Genomic DNA, 17485 nt, shown 5'->3' on the forward strand with positions numbered 1-17485 from the left:
CCTGCTCAATGGCAGCGCACGTCTTCGTGGAAGTATTTCTGCGACACGGCGGCGTAGCTGCCGTCGGCCATGGTGGCGGCGAGCGCCTTGTTCCAGGCGTCGGCCAAGCCGGTGTTGCCCTTGGCAACGGCGGCGGCAATGCGCTCGATGAACACCATCTCGCCGAGCTTGAAGCCCGCGTTGGGGTTCTTGGCGATCACTTCCTTGGCGACGAAGCGGTCGGTCACCCAGGCGTCCACGCGCTTGGACACCAGCGCGCTGCGCGCATCCACGTCGGTCGGGAAGTTCTTGACCTCCTTGAGCGCGGCGACCTTTTGCACGTTCTCGAGGTAGCTGGTGCCGGTCTGCACCGCCACCGTCTTGCCCGCCAGGTCCTTGGCGCTGCGGATGGCCGGGTCCATGGCGATCACGATGCCGCCCGAGCAGTAGTGCGGCGCCGTGAACGTGACGGCCTTGGCGCGCTCTTCGGTGATGCCGTGCGAGGCGATCACCAGGTCCCAGCGGTCCTGCTTGAGGCCGGTCAACAGGGCGTCGAAGCCGATCGTCTTCCACTGGATCTTCAGGCCCATCTTCTTGGCCACGAGCTCGGCCACATCCACTTCGAAGCCCGCAAGCGTCGTGCCCTGGAAGTAGTTGAACGGGGCGAACTGGCCCTCGGTGGCAACAAGGATCTTGCCGTCCTTCTGGATGGCTTCGAGCGTGCGCGACTGGGCGGAAAAGGCGGCGCACAAGGCCACGGCGGCGGCAAGCAACTTGAAGAGCTTCATGGGTGATCCTGTCATTGGTGGGTTTCAGGTACAAAAAAACCGGCCCGCGATCCGCGCAGCCGGAGCCAAGAAACGTGCGCAGGCCCTGCAGATCGGGGCCGCGATGCCCCGAAAACTGCGCGAATTATAAATTGCCGCTATATGCATATGCCGACCGCCCAAGGCCCGGATGCGTGCTGCGCGCATCAGGCGGCGCGCATCAGCGTGGACTTGCCAAACAGGCTCTCGAGCAGGTCCACGGCCAGTTCGGCCGTCTGGTTGCGGACGTCCAGCGCCGGGTTCAGCTCCACCAGGTCGAGCGAACCGAGCGCGCCGCAGTCGGCCAGCATTTCCATGAACAGCTGGGTTTCGCGGTAGGTCGGGCCGCCGCGCACGGCCGTGCCCACGCCGGGCGCAATCGCCGGGTCCAGGCAGTCCATGTCGAAGCTCACATGCAGGTGCGTCGTGCCGTCCACCCCCATGAGCACCTGCTCCATCACGCTGCGCACGCCGAACTCGTCGATGTAGCGCATGTCGTAGACCTCGATGCCGAGCGCGTTGACGAAGCGCTTCTCGGCCGCATCCACGCTGCGCACGCCGATCAGGCTGAGCTGCGCGGGCGCCAGGGCCGTGGCGCCGCCCAGCTGCGTCAGGCACTGCGGCCCGTGGCCGAGCAGGCAGGCCACGGGCATGCCGTGCAAGTTGCCGCTGGGCGAGGTGCCCGGCGTGTTGGCGTCGGCATGGGCGTCGAACCACAGCACCTTCAGGCGCTTGCCCTGCTGGCGGCAGTGCTGCGCCACGGCGCTGATCGAGCCGATCGCCAAGCAGTGGTCGCCGCCCATGAGCAAGGGCAGCCGCCCGGCCGCCAGTTCGGCGAACACGGCGGCGAACACCGCCTCGTTCCAGGCCGTAACTTCAGGCAGGTGGCGAAAGCCGCCCTGCGGCGCCTGCTGCGGGTTGGGCGGGCCGGTGAGGTTGCCGCGGTCGGCCACGTCGAGGCCGTGCGCGCGCAGGGCCTGGGCAATGCCGGCAATGCGCAGGGCGTCGGGGCCGATGCTCGCGCCCAGGACGCTGGCGCCTATGTCGGTGGGCGCCCCGATGAGGGTGACGGATTGCTGCAGGGACACGAGGCCTCCATCGGTGGCTTAGAACGTGTTGACGATTTCTACGGGGTCGCGTTGGGGTTGCGCAGATCACGCCGCATGGGCTCGTGCCCATGCAAGGGATGGGGCAGCTCAATCGCCCGATTTCACCCCAACCCGCAGGGCAAGCGTCTTTTCGGGCGGTCTGCGGCGTTGCGATGCTTGCCCATAGCGGGGCTATGGGCTGCGCACCGCGCCTTGCATCCCATCCCGAAAAGAGACTTGCGCGACCCCGTAGAAATCGTCAACACGTTCTTAACGCAAAAAGGCATCGTAGCCCGTCTTGAGGATCAGCACGCTGACCACGAAGATGAAAATGCCGCGGACAAACCCGGTGCCGTGCTTGAGCGCCATGTGCGTGCCCAGCACGCTGCCGACCACGTTGGCCACGGCCAGCGGCAGCGCGAAGTGCCACCAGATGTGGCCCTTGAGCGAGAACAGGATCAGCGCCGCGACGTTGGTGGCGACGTTGAGCAGCTTGGCCGACGCCGAGGCGTTGAGGAAGTCGTAGCCGAGCAGGCGCACAAACAGGAACACGAAGAAGCTGCCGGTGCCGGGCCCGAAGAAGCCGTCGTAGAAGCCGATGCTCACGCCGATCAGGCTGGCGGCAACCCATTCGGCGCGGCCGGCAAAGCGCGGCGTGTGGTGGCGGCCCAGTTCCTTCTTGGCCAGCGTGTAGGCCAGCACGGCCAGCAGCACGAGCGGCAGGAGCTTGCGCAGGAAATCGGGCGAGAGCACGGTGACGGCCCAGGCGCCGGCAAAAGCGCCCGCGAAGCCGGCGAAGGCCGCGGGCAGCATGGCGCGCCAGCGGACCTGCACGCGGCGGCTGTACTGCCAGGTCGCCATGGCCGTGCCCCAGACCGACGCGCTCTTGTTGGTGCCCAGCAGCGTGGCCGGCGGCGCGCTGGGGAAGGTGGCAAACAGGGCGGGCAGCAGGATCAGCCCGCCGCCGCCGACGATGGCATCCACGAAACCGGCCAGCAGCGAGGCCAGCGTGACAACAATCCATTCCATGGCGCAATTGTCGCACCGCGTTTGCTATCGTTTTACCAGTGCGGTGCGGCGCTGCACAGGGCGCAGCGGCCGGAACCCCCGGAAGCCGCGGCCAAAAAAAAGGCGCCGACACAGGGTCGGCGCCTTGGCAAAACGGCATCTCATGGCGGATGCTTGGGAATGTGGTTCTGGCTGTAGGTTGTCTCCTCGGCCCCTCGTTGGGCGCACCGCAGTGCGCTGTCGAGTTCGGAGACTGTAGTGGCAGGGGCCGCCGCCGCGTATAGGGAATTTCCCGCCCCCGGCGGTGCCGCGTTACGTCGGGTGTGCGGCGCGGATCCACTGCGCCGCCTTCTCGGCCAGCATCAGCGTGGGCGCGTTGGTGTTGCCGCTGGTGATGGTGGGCATGGCACCGGCGTCGACCACGCGCAGGCCGGCCACCACGCCGCCGCGGCCATCGCGCACGCGCAGCTGCGCATCGAGCACCGCCATCGGGTCGCCGTCGCGGCCCATCTTCGTCGTGCCCACCGGGTGGAAGATGGTCGTGGCGATGTCGCCGGCCAGGCGCGCGAGCTCGTCGTCGCTCTGGAACTGCACGCCGGGTTTCCATTCTTCGGGCTGGTACGCGGCGAGCGCCGGCTGCGCGACGATGCGGCGCGTGACGCGCAGGCTGTCGGCCGCGACCTGGCGGTCTTCGGGCGTGGAGAGGTAATGGGGCGCGATGGCCGGCGCGTCTTCGAAACGCGGGCTCCGGACCTGCACCGTGCCGCGGCTCGTCGGGTTCAGGTTGCAGACGCTCGCGGTGAACGCCGGGAAGCGGTGCAGCGGCTCGCCGAACGCGTCGAGCGAGAGCGGCTGCACGTGGTATTCGAGATTGGGATGCTCGAACGCGGGGCTGCTGCGCGTGAAGGCGCCGAGCTGCGACGGCGCCATGCTCATCGGGCCGCTGCGCTTGAGCGCGTATTCGAGGCCGATCCTGGCCTTGCCCAGCAGCGAGCCGGCCAGGGTGTTGAGCGTGGGCACGCCCTGCACCTTGAACACCGCGCGGATCTGCAGGTGGTCCTGCAGGTTGGCGCCGACGCCGGGCGCGTCCTGCACGACCTCGATGCCGTGCCCCTGCAGCAGCGCCGCCGGGCCGATGCCCGAGAGCTGCAGCAGCTGCGGCGAGTTGATGGCGCCGGCGCTCAGGATCACTTCGCACTGCGCATGCGCGGTGACCATCTCCTGCCCCGTCCACACCTGCACGCCGGTGCAGCGGCGGCTGCCGTCGCCCTGGGTCTCGAATACCAGCCGGCTGGCCTGGGCCGAGGTCCACATCTCGAAGTTCGGCCGGCCATAGCAGAGCGGGCGCAGGAACGCCTTGGCCGTGTTCCAGCGCCAGCCGGCCTTCTGGTTGACCTCGAAGTAGCCCACGCCCTCGTTGGTGCCGCCGTTGAAGTCGTCGGTGGCCGGAATGCCGGCCTGCTGCGCGGCCTGCGCGAACGCGTCGAGCACGTCCCAGCGCAGGCGCTGCTTCTCGACCCGCCACTCGCCCTTGCCGCCGGTGCTCTTGCTGCCGTGCAGGCGCTTGAAGTCTTCGCTCTCGCCGTCGGGCTGGTCCAGGCGCCAGTGGTCTTCGTGGCGGCGAAACGCCGGCAGCACATTGTCCCAGCGCCAGGTGTCGTCGCCGGTGAGCTGCGCCCACTGGTCGTAGTCGCGCGCCTGGCCGCGCATGTAGATCATGCCGTTGATGCTGCTGCAGCCGCCCAGCGTCTTGCCGCGCGGGTAGCGCAGGCTGCGGCCGTTGAGGCCCGCGTCGGGTTCGGTCTGGTAGAGCCAGTCGGTGCGCGGGTTGCCGATGCAGTACAGGTAGCCCACGGGGATATGGATCCAGTGGTAGTCGTCGCGCCGGCCGGCCTCGACGAGCAGCACGCGCCGGCGCGGGTCGGCGCTGAGGCGGTTGGCCAGCAGCGCACCGGCCGTGCCGCCGCCGATGATGACGAAGTCGAAAGTGGTGTCGCCCATGGAGTCTCCGGTGTGGGTGCCGTCTGTGCGGCCTGCGCCGTGCATTGTGCGGTGCGGCCCGCAGTCGCCCCGACAAGGATTGTGTTTTGCTATAAAAAAATGAGCTATTGGCGCTTGCCTGTATTGCGCTGGCGTACTTTTTGATGTTATTTTCTGGCGTGCGGTGCTTTGCACGCGCGGGCCGGGCTTGGCCTATCCTGCGCCCTGGCTTCATTTTCAAACGCCCCTGCCGGTGCCGCTACCATGGCCCCAGCCCTTGCCCCATCCCTTGCCCATGCCCGACAGCCCGCCCCGCATCACCCGCGCCGACACGCCCGAGGGTCCGTGCGCGCTGCTGCAGGGGCGCTGGGGCGCGGCCGAGATGGGCTCGCGCGCGCAATGGCGCACGCTCTCGCGCCAGCTCGCCGGCCTGCCGGCGCAGCCGGACCTGGGCTGGGACCTGCGCGGGCTGCAGTGGCTCGACCATGTCGGCGCACAGCTGCTGTGGAACCACTGGGGCCGCGCCTGGCCGCAGCGCCTGGCGCTCACGCCCGGCCAGCGCGCGCTGCTCGAGCGCGCCGAGCGCTACAGCACCACCGCGCCGCCGGCCGAGCCCTGGCGCACGGCCGACCAGGTGGACCGGCTCGGCGTGCTGGTGCTGCACGGCGTGGACCATGCGCGCCACCTGCTGGTGCTGGTGGGCCAGCTGGCGCTCGACCTGCTGCGGCTGCTGCGCGCGCCGCGCCGCGGGCCCTGGCGCGACATTTCGGGCCACCTCTACCGCATGGGCGCGACCGCGCTGCCGATCACGGCGCTGGTGGGCTTCCTGATCGGCGTGGTGCTGGCCTACCTGATGAGCCTGCAGCTGCGCCAGTTCGGCGCCGAATCCTTCATCGTCAACATCCTCGGCATCTCGCTGATCCGCGAGCTCGGCCCGATGCTGGCGGCGATCCTGGTGGCCGGGCGCTCGGGCTCGGCCATCACGGCGCAGATCGGCGTCATGCGCGTGACCGAAGAGCTCGATGCGATGCGCGTGATGGGCATCGCGCACGGCTTTCGCCTGGTGCTGCCGCGCGCGCTGGCGCTCGCGCTGGCGATGCCGTTGATCGCCGTGTGGACCACGCTGGCGGCGCTGGCCGGCGGCATGCTCGCGGCCGACGTGGCCATGGACGTGTCGCCGGCCTACTTCGCGCAGGCGCTGCCGCGCGCCGTCGATGCAGCCAACCTGGCGCTGGCGCTGTCCAAGTCGGTGGTGTTCGGCGTGCTGATCGCGCTCATCGGCTGCCACTGGGGCCTGCGCGTCCAGCCCAACACGCAAAGCCTGGGCGCGGGCACGACGGCCTCGGTGGTGAACTCGATCACCATGGTCATCGTGGTCGATGCGCTGTTCGCCGTCGCCTTCAAGAACGTGGGGATCTGACGTGGACGCGACCGACCCCGCCCCCGCGCCACTGCCGGCCCCTGCCGCAGCCGATGCGGCACCGGTGGTCGACATCGCCGGCCTGTCGACCGTGTTCGGCAAGGGCGACGAGGCCTTTGCCGTGCACCAGGATCTGGACCTCAGCGTGCGGCGCGGCGAGATGCTGGGTCTGGTCGGCGGCTCGGGCACGGGCAAAACGGTGCTGCTGCGCCAGATGCTGGGCCTGGAACGCCCCACGCGCGGCCGCGTCGCGGTGCTGGGACGGCCGGCGTCCGAGATGGGCGGCGAGGGCGCGGCCAGCCGCGTCGGCATGCTGTTCCAGCACGGCGCGCTGTTCTCGGCCTTCAACGTGATCGACAACATCGCCTTCGCGCTGCGCGAGCAGGGCACGCTGCCGCCCGCGCTGGTCTGCGACGCCGCGATGGTCAAGCTGCAGATGGTGGGCCTGCTGCCCGAGCACGCCACGCGCATGCCGGCCGATCTCTCGGGCGGCATGGTCAAGCGCGTGGCGCTGGCGCGCGCGCTCATCATGGACCCGCCGCTGCTCTTGCTCGATGAGCCCACGGCCGGGCTCGACCCGAATGGCGCGGACGAGTTCTGCACCCTGCTGCGCGAACTGCACGCCACGCTGGGCCTGACCATGGTGATGGTCACGCACGACCTCGACACGCTGTTTGCGCTCGCCACGCGCGTGGCCGTGCTGGCCGACAAGAAAGTCATCACCACCGGGCTGCCGCGGGAGGTGGCGCATTTCCCGCACCCGTTCGTGGAGCAATTTTTTCTGGGTGAGCGCGGCCGCCGGGCCATGGCGCCCGCCACGCCAGACAAGGAACGCTGATGGAAAACAAATCCCACGCCCTCGCGGCCGGCATTTTTGTGGTGTTCGTCGCCGCCATGGTGGCGGCGCTGGCGATATGGCTCACGCGGGACAACGGCAGCTACCACCTGTACGAACTCTCCAGCCGCGAAGGCGTGAGCGGCCTGCAGCCGCAGGCCGCCGTGCGCTACAAGGGCGTGGCCGTGGGCAAGGTCACGCACATCGGCTTTGACCCGCAGGTCAGCGGCAACGTGCTGATCCGCATCGCGGTCGACGACGGCACGCCGCTCACGCCCACCACCTTCGCCGTGCTCGGCTACCAGGGCATCACGGGGCTGGCCTATGTGCTGCTCGACGATGCCGGCGAGCCGCAGCCCGCGCTGCCGCCCGGCGCCAGCGGCCTGCCGCGCCTGCCGCTGCGCTCTTCGCCGTTCAGCCAGCTGGCCGACCAGGGCCCTGAAATTCTGGCGCAGGTCGAAGAGGCCACGCGCCGCATCAACCAGCTGCTCAGCGACGACAACCAGAAACTGGTCAGCGCCGCCATCGCCAACCTCGGCGCGGCGGCCGGCGGCGTGAACACGCTGGCCCAGCACCTGGACGCGACAGTGACGCAGAAGCTCGACCCCGCGCTGGCCACCCTGCCCGCGCTGGCGCACGACGCCGGCCGCACGCTGGCCGCGCTGCAGGCGGCGGGCACCGACGTCTCGGGCATGGCCGCCGAGATCGGCCGCACCGCGCAGCGCCTGAACGCGCCTGACGGCGCCATTGCCCAGGCCGGCGAGGGCGCACGCGCCGCGGTGCGCACGGTCGAGCGCTTCAACGCGCGCACGCTGCCGCGCATCGAGCGCGCCGGCGACGCCGCCGCGCGCGCGGCGCGCCAGCTCGGGCGCGCCGCGACCGGCGTGACCGACAACCCGCAGGCGCTGATCTACGGCGCCGGCAGCACCCTGCCCGGCCCGGGCGAGCCCGGTTTTTCCGCCCCGGCCCCAGCGCCTTGAGGAGGCCTCCATGTCCACATCAAATTTCATAGCTCCACCCGCAAGACTGGCGGGCGCTGCACTGGGTTTTGCCTTGATTTCTCTGGCCGGGTGCTCGGCGCTGCCGACGCCACCGGCGCGCCCGATGCTCTACGACTTCGGACCGGGCGCCGCCGCGCCCGCCGCCGCGCCTGCCGGGCAACGTGCGCCGCTGCCGGCGCTGGCCCTGGCCGAGGTCGAAGGCGTGGGCGCCAACGAGGGCAACACCGCCGTGGTCTACCGCCTGGCCTATGCCGATGCGCGCCAGCTGCGCCCCTACCAGCTGGCGCGCTGGAGCCAGCCGCCAGCGCAGCTGGTGCAGCAGGCGCTGCGCAGCGAGCTGGGCCAGCGCCGCGCCGTGCTGCGCGCCGGCGACGCGCTGGCCATCGTGCCCGGCGCGGACGGGCGCCTGCCGGACGTGCTGCGCGTGGAGATCGAGGAATTCAGCCAGGTCTTCACCAGCCCCGGCGCCAGCGCCGCCGTGGTGCGCCTGCGCGCCACGCTCACCGGCTCGTCGGTGCTCGGCGAGAGCCTGCTCGGCCAGCGCCTGTTCACCGTGCAGCACCCCGCCACCAGCGCCGATGCCGCCGGCGGCACGCGCGCCCTGGCCGAGGCCGCGGCGCAGGCCGCGCAGGACATCGCGCAGTGGCTCGAGCAGGGCGGCCACTGAAGCGCTCACTTCGGTCCTACACCCACGTAGGCGGTCACTGACGCGCACTGCCCCGCGCCGCCTACGCACCGACCCAGGGTGCCGCCGTACAGTTTCTCCATCGCATCACGCAGTGGTTCCACACACAACGGGTGGATGGCAGAAGCGAAAATTTCGGAGGATTCGGACCATGAATGAAGACCGCATCAAGGGCAACTGGAAGCAATTCACCGGCAAGATCAAAGAGCAGTGGGGCAAGCTCACCGACGACGACCTGGACGTGGTGGCCGGCAAGCGCGACCAGTTTCTGGGCAAGCTGCAAGAGCGCCAGGGCATTGCCCGCGACGTCGCTGAAACGCAGCTCAAGGACTGGCAACAGCGCAACCCCGACTTCCGCTTCGACGACTGAATGCCGCCCCGCGCCGGCAGATGTCTTTCGCCGGCGCCCGTCTGCGCCCCTGGCGCTCAGGAGAATCCCATGACCCATACCCGCAATCTGCTCGCATTGGTGGCTGCCAGCCTGGTAGCGACAGCCTCGATGGCCATGCAGCCGGCCGAATACTCGGCCGCCAAAGACCGCATCACGGCCGACTACAAGGTCAACAAACAGAAATGCGATGCCTTGAAGGCCAATGCCAAGGACATCTGCATGAAAGAAGCCAAGGGCCACGAAAAGGTCGCCAAGGCCGAACTTGAAGCCGAGTACAAGCCCAGCGACAGCACCCAGTACAAGGCCCGTGTCGCCAAGGCCGATGCCGACTACGACGTGGCCAAGGAACGCTGCGACGACCAGACCGGCAATGCCAAGGACGTGTGCAAGAAAGACGCCAAGGCAGCGCACGTGAGTGCGGTCGAGAACGCCAAGGTCGCCAAGGCCCAGGCCCAGCCCGCCAACACCGCGGCTGAAAAGGGCGCCGCCGTCTCGGCAGCCCGCAAGGACGCCGCCGCCGAGAAGCGCGAGGCCGACTACAAGGCCGCCAAGGAGCGCTGTGACGCGATGTCGGGCGACGCAAAGTCCAAGTGCGTGGACGACGCCAAGCGCATGTACGCGCAGTAAGCCCGCCTTGCAAGGCGCAGCCCATCAGCTGCGCTGCCCACCCCGAAACCCCGCACTGCGGGGTTTCTTGTTGGCCGGTCAGCCGCGCACGGCCTGGTCCTGGGGTGCGGCCCCTCAGCGCATCAGCGCCTCGATCTCGTCCGGCTCCACCGGCACGCCGCGGCTGATGAGCTCGCAGCCCGCGTCGGTGACGATGGCATCGTCCTCGATGCGGATGCCCAGGTGGTGGAAGGCCTCGGGCACGCCGGGCGCGGGGCGCACGTACAGGCCCGGCTCGATGGTCAGCGCCATGCCGGCGCGCAGGATGCGGCTGGGGCGGTCGGTGATGGTCTCGCCCGAGAGCGGGTCGCGTCGCTCGCTCGTCTGGCCGACCTCGGACGGCTCGACGTAGCTTCCGCAGTCGTGCACGTCCATGCCGAGCCAGTGGCCGGTGCGGTGCATGTAGAACGGGAAGTAGGCGCGGCTGGCGATCACGTCCTGCGCCGTGCCGACCCGGCTCTTGTCGAGCAGACCCAGGTCGAGCAGGCCCTGCGCGAGCACGGCGACGGTGGCCTCGTGCGGATCGGTGAAGCGCGCGCCGGCGCGCGTGGCGGCCACCGCGGCCTGCTGGCTCGCCAGCACCAGCTCGTAGAGCGCGCGCTGCGGGCCCGTGAAGCGGCCGTTGGCCGGGAAGGTGCGCGTGATGTCGCTGGCGTAGCCGTCGAGCTCACAGCCCGCGTCGATCAGCACGAGGTCACCGCTGCGCACGGGCGCGGCGTCGGCTCTGTAGTGCAGCACGCAGGCGTTGGCGCCGGCGGCGACGATGGAACCATAGGCCGTGTGCTGCGCGCCGCGCTGGCGGAATTCGTGCAGCAGCTCGGCGTCGAGGTGGTACTCGCGCACGTCTTCGCCGGAGCGCAGCATCGCGGCGCTGCGCTGCATGGCGCGGATGTGGGCGCCGGCGCTGATCTGCGCGGCGCGGCGCATCAGGTCCTGCTCGTGTGCGTCCTTGACCAGGCGCATCTCGTCGAGCGGCACGCACAGGTCGCTCTGCTGCGGCGGGCACAGCGCGCCGAAACGCACGCGCGCACGCACCGGCTGCAACCAGGCGTCGACGCGCGCGGCGAGGCCGGCGTGCGTGGCAAACGGGTACCAGACGCAGGCGTGGTTTTCGAGCAAGCGCGGCAGGCGCTGGTCGAGTTCGCCCACGGGCAGCGCCGCGTCCACGCCGAGCGCCTCCAGCGCCGCTTCGGGGCCCAGCCGGTAGCCGTCCCAGATTTCGCGCTCCAGGTCCTTGGGCTGGCAGAACAGCGTGCTGTGGCCGTCGCCCGTGAGCACCAGCCACGCGTTGGGCTCGGTGAAGCCCGTCAGGTAGTAGAAGTAGCTGTCGTGGCGGTACAAGAAGTCGCTGTCGCGGTTGCGCTGGCGCTCGGGAGCCGTGGGAATGAGGGCGATGCCTTGGGGTCCGAGCTGGGTGGCCAGGCGCGCGCGGCGTTGGGCGTAAACAGAGGTCATGCGCTATCGTACTGCGCGGCCCCGGCCGGCGCCGGCAGCGCCTTCAGAACGTTCTTACAGCGCCGAGGCCAGCATGCTGCCGCCCGCCAGCATGAGCAGCAGGCACACCAGCCATTCCACCAGGCGCTGCGGCAGGGCCGGCGGGTGCCGGGCGTGCAGCCAGGTCACGAGCGTGACCACCGGAAAGGCCAGCGCGGCGACCAGCACCAGTTCCCAGCGCAAGTCCCCTGTGGCCACGACCACGCCCAGGCGCAGCACGGTGCAGGTGATGAACATCACGAACAGGCACTGGCGCACCAGCAGGCGGTCGAGCGGCTGGCGGTAGAGGTGGTAGACCATCGGTGGCCCGGGCGTCGCGAACAGCCCGCCGAGCAGCCCCGAGAGCACGCCCGCGCCCCACAGCGAGGCCGGCCCCGACATCTGCGTGCGCACCTGCTTTTGCAACAGCAAGGCCACGGCGCAGCCCACGATCGCCACGCCCAGCAGCAGGCGCAGGCCGTTGAGCGCATGGCCGCTGAGCCAGGACAGCAGCACAAGGCCGCCGGCCACGCCGACCACGCTGCTGGCCAGCATGGGCCGCAGCAGGCGCCACTGCGGCGAGAACGGGTGGTTGCGCAGGTAGGCCACGCCGTTGACCAGCGACAGCAGGCAGGCGACGTTGGCCGCGTCGGCGATCGGCATCAGCTGCGTGGCGCCGGCCAGGCCCACCAGGATCAGCCCGAAGGCAAAGCCGGTGAGGTTCTGGCAGAACGTGGCCAGCGCGACGAGGCAAAAGAACAGCAGGTATTGGGCAAGGCTCATGGGGCAGACGGCGCACGCGGCCCGGCGGCGGGCGCGGCAAAGCTATGAAAAAAGAAGCGCTGTGCGTTGGCACATCCTCGATTTCGGACGGTTTCGAGTCGCAAAACGAAGTTGGACAAGCGCAAGCAGCTCACATATCAGGAGCGCGCATTGAGCGCGGCGAGCCGCTCGGGCGTGCCCACATCGACCCAACGCCCGGGGTAGAGCGCGGCGCTGACGCGGCCCGCGTCCATGGCGCGGCGCAGCAGCGGCGCCAGCGGGGCCGCCACGCCGCCCGGGTTGCCGGCCGGGATGTCGCACCACGGCGGCGCGAACAGCTCGGCGCGCAGCAGCGCGAGGGTGCTGTAGGTGTAGCGCGGTGCCGGGTCGTCCGCGGGCAGGTTCAGCGCCAGGCCCTCGGGCGAGAGGCCGAAGTCGCCGCGCGGGTGCTGCGCCGGGTTGGGCACCAGCCACAGGTGGGCCAGCCGGTCGCTGGCCGCAAAGGCCTGCGCGGCGGCGCTCTCGAAGCCGAAGTCGGGCGCGAACACGTCGCCCGCGGCCAGCCAGAAGATGCTGCCCAGCTGCGGCAGCGCGCGCGCGATGCCGCCCGCAGTCTCGAGCGCGGCGCCGAAATCCAGGCCTTCGTGCGAATACGAAATCGACAGCTGCCCACCCTTGTCTGTAAAGGGCTGGAGGCTGAAATGGCTGCCGAAATGGCTGCTGATCTGCGCGCCCAGCCATGCCGTGTTGATGACCACGCGCGGCACGCCGGCGCGCGCCAGCGCCTGCAGATGCCACTCTAAGAGCGGCTGGCCCTGCACGCGCAGCAGGGGCTTGGGCGTGGTGTCGGTCAGTGGGCGCATGCGCTCGCCGCGGCCGGCGGCCAGCAGCAGGGCGGGGGGTGCGGCGGCAGTGGCTGGAAGGTGCGCTGCGCGGGGGTCTGGGGTGGTCGAAGCGGTGGGGCGGGGCATGGGACGGCACTGTAGTGCATGGCCCTTGCCGACAGGCCGCGCGGGCGGCCCCGTTAAAATCTCGGGTTTTCCCTCTTCTTCCTGACCGGAACCGCCCCCATGGCCCACTCTCAACAAATGGCGAATGCGATCCGCGCACTCGCAATGGATGCCGTTCAACAAGCCAATTCCGGCCACCCCGGAGCCCCCATGGGCATGGCGGACATGGCCGTGGCGCTGTGGGGCCGGCACCTCAAGCACAACCCCACGAACCCGCAGTGGTTCGACCGCGACCGCTTCATCCTGTCCAACGGCCACGCCTCGATGCTGCTGTATGCGCTGCTGCACCTCACGGGCTACGACCTGCCCCTGGCCGAGTTGAAGAACTTCCGCCAGTTGCACAGCAAGACCGCCGGCCACCCCGAGCATGGCATCACCCCTGGCGTGGAGACCACCACCGGCCCGCTGGGCCAGGGCCTGACCAACGCCGTGGGCTTTGCGCTGGCCGAAAAGCTGCTGGCCGCCGAGTTCAACCGCAAGGGCCACACGGTGGTCGACCACCACACCTACGTGTTCCTGGGCGACGGCTGCCTGATGGAAGGCATCAGCCACGAGGCCATCGCGCTGGCCGGCGCCTGGCGGCTGAACAAGCTGATCGCGCTGTATGACGACAACGGCATCAGCATCGACGGCCAGGTCGCTCCCTGGTTCATCGACAACACGCCCCAGCGCTTCGCCGCCTGCGGCTGGAACGTGGTCGACGCGGTCGATGGGCACGACGTGGAGGCCGTGGCCGCCGCGATCGCCACGGCCAAGGCCAGCAGCGACAACCCCACGCTGATCGTCTGCAAGACCGCCATCGGCAAAGGCAGCCCGAACCGCGCCAACACCGCCAAGGCCCATGGCGAACCGCTGGGCGCCGAGGAAATCAACCTCACCCGCGCCGCGCTGGGTTGGTCGCACGAACCCTTCGCGATTCCCGAGTCCGCCTATGCCGACTGGGACGCCAAGGCCGCCGGCCTGGCTGCCGAAACCGATTGGACGCTGCGCTTTGCCGCCTACGAGGCCGCCTTCCCCGAGCTGGCGTTCGAATTCACGCGCCGCATGCGCGGCGACCTGCCCCAGGAGTTTGCGCAGACCGCCGTGGACACCGTGGTCAAGGCCCACACCGAAGGCGCCACCGTCGCCAGCCGCAAGGCCAGCCAGCTAGCGCTCGAAGCCTTCACGGCCGCCCTGCCCGAGCTGCTCGGCGGCAGCGCCGACCTCACGGGCTCCAACCTCACCAACACCAAGAGCACGCCGGCGCTGCGCATGGATGCGCAGGGCGCCGTGGTGCGCACCGAAGACGGCCAGATCGGCCGCCACATCAACTACGGCGTGCGCGAGTTCGGCATGGCCGCGATCATGAACGGCGTGGCGCTGCACGGCGGCTTCATCCCCTACGGCGGCACCTTCCTGACGTTCAGCGACTACAGCCGCAACGCCATCCGCATGGCCGCGCTGATGAAGCTGCGCGTGGTGCACGTGTTCACGCACGACTCCATCGGCCTCGGCGAGGACGGCCCGACGCACCAGTCGATCGAGCACGCCGCGAGCCTGCGCCTGATCCCGGGCCTGGACGTCTGGCGCCCCGCCGACACGGCCGAGACCGCCGTCGCCTGGAGCGTGGCGCTGACCAACCGCAACAAGCCCACGGCGCTGTTGCTCTCGCGCCAGAACCTGCCCTACGCGCCCAAGCGCGACCTGGGCGACATCAGCCGCGGCGCCTATGTGCTCTCCGAGCCGAGCGACGTCGGCCTCAAGAAGAAGGCCCGCGCGGTCCTGATCGCCACCGGCTCCGAAGTGCAGCTGGCGCTCAAGGCGCAGCGCCTGCTGGCCGCCAAGAAGATCCCCGTGCGCGTCGTCTCCATGCCCAGCACGACCACCTTCGACCGCGAAGACGTGAAGTACAAGAAGTCCGTCCTGCCCGCGGGCCTTCCGCGCATCGCCGTGGAGATGGGTGTGACCGACTTCTGGTGGAAGTACGGCTGCGCCGCCGTGGTCGGCATCGACAGCTTCGGCGAATCGGCGCCCGCGCCCGTGCTGTTCGCGCACTTCGGCTTCACCGAAGAGAACGTGGCGGCCACCGTGCAGGCGGCGCTCAAGCGCAAGTGAATTTGGCAATCAACCTTGGAGAGATAGAGCTATGACGATCAAGATTGGCATCAACGGCTTCGGCCGCATCGGCCGCATGGTGTTCCGCGCTGCCGTGCAGAACTTCAGCGACATCGAAGTCGTGGGCATCAACGACCTGCTCGAACCCGACTACCTGGCCTACATGCTCAAGTACGACAGCGTGCACGGCCGCTTCCAGGGCGAGGTCGCGGTCGAAGGCAACCACCTGATCGTCAACGGCAAGAAGATCCGCCTGACGCAGGAGCGCGACCCGGCCGCCCTGAAGTGGAACGAGGTCGGCGCCGACATCGTCATCGAAGCCACGGGCCTGTTCCTGACCAAGGACACCGCGCAGAAGCACATCGACGCGGGCGCCAAGAAGGTCATCATGTCGGCCCCGTCAAAGGACGACACGCCGATGTTCGTGCACGGCGTCAACTGCCAGAGCTACGCCGGCCAGCCCATCATCAGCAACGCCAGCTGCACCACCAACTGCCTGGCCCCCGTGGCCAAGGTGCTCAACGACAAGTGGGGCATCAAGCGCGGCCTGATGACCACGGTGCACGCGGCGACCGCCACGCAAAAGACCGTGGACGGCCCGAGCAACAAGGACTGGCGCGGCGGCCGCGGCATCCTCGAAAACATCATCCCCAGCAGCACCGGCGCCGCCAAGGCCGTGGGCGTGGTGATTCCTGCGCTCAACAAGAAGCTCACGGGCATGTCGTTCCGCGTGCCGACCTCCGACGTGTCGGTGGTCGACCTGACCGTGGAGCTCGACAAGCCCGCGACCTACGCCGAGATCTGCGCCGAGATGAAGGCGCAGTCCGAAGGCGCCCTCAAGGGCATCCTCGGCTACACCGAAGACAAGGTGGTGGCCACCGACTTCCGCGGCGAGAGCTGCACCAGCGTGTTCGACGCCGAGGCCGGCATTGCGCTCGACGACACCTTCGTCAAGATCGTCGCCTGGTACGACAACGAATGGGGCTACTCGAACAAGTGCCTGGACATGGTGCGCGTGGTCGCCGCCCGCTGAGCGCCCGGCCTGCCCTCTGACCGCAGCCGCCCGCACCGCGCGGGCGGCTTTTTTTTGCCGGGGCAGCGCGCCCCGGGCGCCGCCCCGGCCACCCACCTTCCAGCCAAATCGTCCTCCAGCCCTTGTGGCACAAGCGCTGACAGCTCTTTTTTCAGGAGCAAGCACGCCCGGCGACCGCAGCCGCCGGCGCAGCGCCGCACGCGCAAGCGGCTTTGGCCTACACGCGCTGTCGCCCGCAGCGCGCACCGCGGCGGCGCGGCGCTGGGCACAGTCGGGCCTGGCCCTCCTTGTTCTTGTGCCCACCGCCGCCATGCGCCTTGACTTCAAACACCTGTTCGCCCTGTGCCGCCGGGCCGTCGTGGCTTGGCTCGACGACTTTGCGCCCAGCATGGGCGCGGCCATTTCGTACTACACGGTGTTCTCGCTCGCGCCGCTGCTGGTGATCGTGATTGCCGTGGCCGGCGCGGTGTTCGGCCGCGAGGCGGTGCAGGGCGAGATCGTCGGCCAGTTGCAGGGCCTCATCGGGCACGAGGGCGCCGTGGCCGTGCAGGGCCTCATCAAGAGCGCCAGCGCGCCGGCCAAGGGACTCGTCGCCGGGCTGATCAGCGTGGGCGTGCTGCTGGTGGGCGCCACCACGGTGTTCGCCGAGCTGCAAAGCGCGCTCGACCGCATCTGGCATGTGCCCGAAAAGCAAAAGCCCAGCGGGGTCTGGGCCGTGCTGCGCGCGCGCATTCTCTCGTTCGGGCTGATCCTGGGGCTGGCGTTCCTGCTCATGGTGTCGCTGTCGGTCAGCGCCGGCATCTCGGCCTTTGGCAGCTGGGCCGGCGGACTGCTGCCGGGCTGGGAGGTGCTGCTGCAGGGCATCAACATGGCGCTGTCGGTGGCCGTGACCACGGTGCTGTTCGCCATGATCTTCAAGTTCATGCCCTCGGTGCCCATTGCCTGGCGCGACGTCTGGGTGGGGGCGCTGGTGACGGCGGTGCTGTTCGAGGTGGGCAAGTTCTTCATCGGCCTGTACCTGGGCAAGAGCGGCGTCAACGAGTCCTTTGCTGCCGCCGGCTCGCTGGTGGTGCTGCTGGCGTGGGTCTATTACGCGGCGCAGATCTTCCTGCTTGGCGCCGAGTTCACGAAGGTGTATTCCGACGACCGCGGCGCACCGGCCGGCATGGAGGCCACGGCGGCAACGCGGCACAGCGCCGCGGTGGCGGCCGCCGGCACCGATGCGGTGGGCGGCGGCGCGGCGCTGCCGGGGCC

At 69.6% G+C, this 17485-nt stretch carries 17 protein-coding genes; 10 read left to right on the plus strand and 7 right to left on the minus strand.

Going from position 1 to position 17485, the window contains the following annotated elements:
• Positions 1-5 precede the first annotated feature (5 nt).
• Entirely contained in the window at positions 6-767 is a 762-nt protein-coding gene (locus B2J86_RS15890) for an ABC transporter substrate-binding protein (protein WP_169169797.1), read from the minus strand.
• Between B2J86_RS15890 and B2J86_RS18310 the strand changes: the two genes are divergently transcribed.
• Positions 766-897 carry a hypothetical protein gene (locus B2J86_RS18310; protein ID WP_256368410.1) on the plus strand — a complete coding sequence of 44 codons (132 nt, stop codon included), beginning with the start codon at positions 766-768 and terminating at the stop codon, positions 895-897. The two genes, B2J86_RS15890 and B2J86_RS18310, sit on opposite strands and share 2 nt — an antisense overlap.
• Before the next feature lie 55 nt (positions 898-952).
• On the opposite strand, the gene rocF is transcribed toward B2J86_RS18310, so the two are convergent.
• The 3 genes from rocF to B2J86_RS15905 all read right to left on the minus strand — a co-directional run bounded on the left by rocF (position 953) and on the right by B2J86_RS15905 (position 4882).
• A complete protein-coding gene (gene rocF, locus B2J86_RS15895; protein ID WP_371736588.1) occupies positions 953-1873 on the minus strand; it encodes an arginase in 921 nt (306 codons plus the stop codon).
• Between the two features lie 270 nt (positions 1874-2143).
• Positions 2144-2902 (minus strand): TSUP family transporter, encoded by a 759-nt coding sequence (locus B2J86_RS15900; protein ID WP_173026086.1) that lies wholly within the window; start codon positions 2900-2902, stop codon positions 2144-2146.
• 291 nt (positions 2903-3193) lie between these two features.
• Positions 3194-4882 (minus strand): GMC family oxidoreductase, encoded by a 1689-nt coding sequence (locus tag B2J86_RS15905; protein WP_173026087.1) that lies wholly within the window; start codon positions 4880-4882, stop codon positions 3194-3196.
• A 274-nt stretch (positions 4883-5156) separates the two neighbouring features.
• On the opposite strand from B2J86_RS15905, the gene B2J86_RS15910 reads away from it, so the two are divergent.
• From B2J86_RS15910 to B2J86_RS15935, 6 genes are all read left to right on the plus strand, one after another.
• Positions 5157-6281, plus strand: a complete 1125-nt coding sequence (locus B2J86_RS15910; RefSeq protein WP_169636748.1) for an ABC transporter permease — start codon at positions 5157-5159, stop codon at positions 6279-6281.
• On the plus strand, positions 6241-7119 hold the full coding sequence (locus B2J86_RS15915; protein ID WP_173026088.1) for an ATP-binding cassette domain-containing protein: 879 nt from the start codon (positions 6241-6243) through the stop codon (positions 7117-7119). Before B2J86_RS15910 ends, B2J86_RS15915 begins: the two co-directional genes overlap by 41 nt.
• Positions 7119-8096: an MlaD family protein gene (locus tag B2J86_RS15920; RefSeq protein ID WP_173026089.1), complete on the plus strand. Its 978-nt coding sequence runs from the start codon at positions 7119-7121 to the stop codon at positions 8094-8096. Before B2J86_RS15915 ends, B2J86_RS15920 begins: the two co-directional genes overlap by 1 nt.
• Before the next feature lie 10 nt (positions 8097-8106).
• Positions 8107-8784 (plus strand): ABC-type transport auxiliary lipoprotein family protein, encoded by a 678-nt coding sequence (locus tag B2J86_RS15925; protein WP_173026090.1) that lies wholly within the window; start codon positions 8107-8109, stop codon positions 8782-8784.
• Between the two features lie 169 nt (positions 8785-8953).
• Positions 8954-9172, plus strand: a complete 219-nt coding sequence (locus tag B2J86_RS15930) for a CsbD family protein (protein ID WP_169169804.1) — start codon at positions 8954-8956, stop codon at positions 9170-9172.
• A 69-nt stretch (positions 9173-9241) separates the two neighbouring features.
• Entirely contained in the window at positions 9242-9820 is a 579-nt protein-coding gene (locus B2J86_RS15935) for a hypothetical protein (protein WP_169169805.1), read from the plus strand.
• A 114-nt stretch (positions 9821-9934) separates the two neighbouring features.
• Here the strand turns inward: B2J86_RS15935 and B2J86_RS15940 are convergent, their stop codons facing one another.
• The 3 genes from B2J86_RS15940 to B2J86_RS15950 all read right to left on the minus strand — a co-directional run bounded on the left by B2J86_RS15940 (position 9935) and on the right by B2J86_RS15950 (position 13065).
• Complete coding sequence (locus tag B2J86_RS15940) at positions 9935-11314, minus strand: aminopeptidase P N-terminal domain-containing protein (RefSeq protein ID WP_169638239.1); 1380 nt, start codon at positions 11312-11314, stop codon at positions 9935-9937.
• Positions 11315-11368: 54 nt separating this feature from the next.
• A complete protein-coding gene (locus B2J86_RS15945; protein WP_169638240.1) occupies positions 11369-12115 on the minus strand; it encodes a TSUP family transporter in 747 nt (248 codons plus the stop codon).
• A gap of 137 nt (positions 12116-12252) precedes the next feature.
• Complete coding sequence (locus tag B2J86_RS15950) at positions 12253-13065, minus strand: nucleotidyltransferase family protein (protein ID WP_173026091.1); 813 nt, start codon at positions 13063-13065, stop codon at positions 12253-12255.
• Positions 13066-13164: 99 nt separating this feature from the next.
• On the opposite strand from B2J86_RS15950, the gene tkt reads away from it, so the two are divergent.
• The 3 genes from tkt to B2J86_RS15965 all read left to right on the plus strand — a co-directional run.
• A complete protein-coding gene (tkt, locus tag B2J86_RS15955; protein ID WP_173026092.1) occupies positions 13165-15198 on the plus strand; it encodes a transketolase in 2034 nt (677 codons plus the stop codon).
• Between the two features lie 31 nt (positions 15199-15229).
• On the plus strand, positions 15230-16231 hold the full coding sequence (gene gap / locus B2J86_RS15960; protein WP_169169810.1) for a type I glyceraldehyde-3-phosphate dehydrogenase: 1002 nt from the start codon (positions 15230-15232) through the stop codon (positions 16229-16231).
• A gap of 310 nt (positions 16232-16541) precedes the next feature.
• The coding region (locus tag B2J86_RS15965) for a YihY/virulence factor BrkB family protein (RefSeq protein ID WP_173026093.1) at positions 16542-17485 on the plus strand (944 nt) is incomplete at its 3' end.

It is taken from the genome of Acidovorax sp. SRB_14 (assembly GCF_012932145.1).
GTDB lineage: Bacteria > Pseudomonadota > Gammaproteobacteria > Burkholderiales > Burkholderiaceae_C > Simplicispira.

Coding starts and splice junctions, on each gene's coding strand:
- B2J86_RS18310 (WP_256368410.1), top strand. CDS start 766: ATGGGTGATCCTGTCATTGGTGGGTTTCAGGTACAAAAAAACCGGCCC.
- B2J86_RS15890 (WP_169169797.1), bottom strand. CDS start 767: ATGAAGCTCTTCAAGTTGCTTGCCGCCGCCGTGGCCTTGTGCGCCGCC.
- B2J86_RS15900 (WP_173026086.1), bottom strand. CDS start 2,902: ATGGAATGGATTGTTGTCACGCTGGCCTCGCTGCTGGCCGGTTTCGTG.
- B2J86_RS15905 (WP_173026087.1), bottom strand. CDS start 4,882: ATGGGCGACACCACTTTCGACTTCGTCATCATCGGCGGCGGCACGGCC.
- B2J86_RS15910 (WP_169636748.1), top strand. CDS start 5,157: ATGCCCGACAGCCCGCCCCGCATCACCCGCGCCGACACGCCCGAGGGT.
- B2J86_RS15915 (WP_173026088.1), top strand. CDS start 6,241: ATGCGCTGTTCGCCGTCGCCTTCAAGAACGTGGGGATCTGACGTGGAC.
- B2J86_RS15920 (WP_173026089.1), top strand. CDS start 7,119: ATGGAAAACAAATCCCACGCCCTCGCGGCCGGCATTTTTGTGGTGTTC.
- B2J86_RS15925 (WP_173026090.1), top strand. CDS start 8,107: ATGTCCACATCAAATTTCATAGCTCCACCCGCAAGACTGGCGGGCGCT.
- B2J86_RS15930 (WP_169169804.1), top strand. CDS start 8,954: ATGAATGAAGACCGCATCAAGGGCAACTGGAAGCAATTCACCGGCAAG.
- B2J86_RS15935 (WP_169169805.1), top strand. CDS start 9,242: ATGACCCATACCCGCAATCTGCTCGCATTGGTGGCTGCCAGCCTGGTA.
- B2J86_RS15940 (WP_169638239.1), bottom strand. CDS start 11,314: ATGACCTCTGTTTACGCCCAACGCCGCGCGCGCCTGGCCACCCAGCTC.
- B2J86_RS15945 (WP_169638240.1), bottom strand. CDS start 12,115: ATGAGCCTTGCCCAATACCTGCTGTTCTTTTGCCTCGTCGCGCTGGCC.
- B2J86_RS15950 (WP_173026091.1), bottom strand. CDS start 13,065: ATGCCCCGCCCCACCGCTTCGACCACCCCAGACCCCCGCGCAGCGCAC.
- tkt (WP_173026092.1), top strand. CDS start 13,165: ATGGCCCACTCTCAACAAATGGCGAATGCGATCCGCGCACTCGCAATG.
- gap (WP_169169810.1), top strand. CDS start 15,230: ATGACGATCAAGATTGGCATCAACGGCTTCGGCCGCATCGGCCGCATG.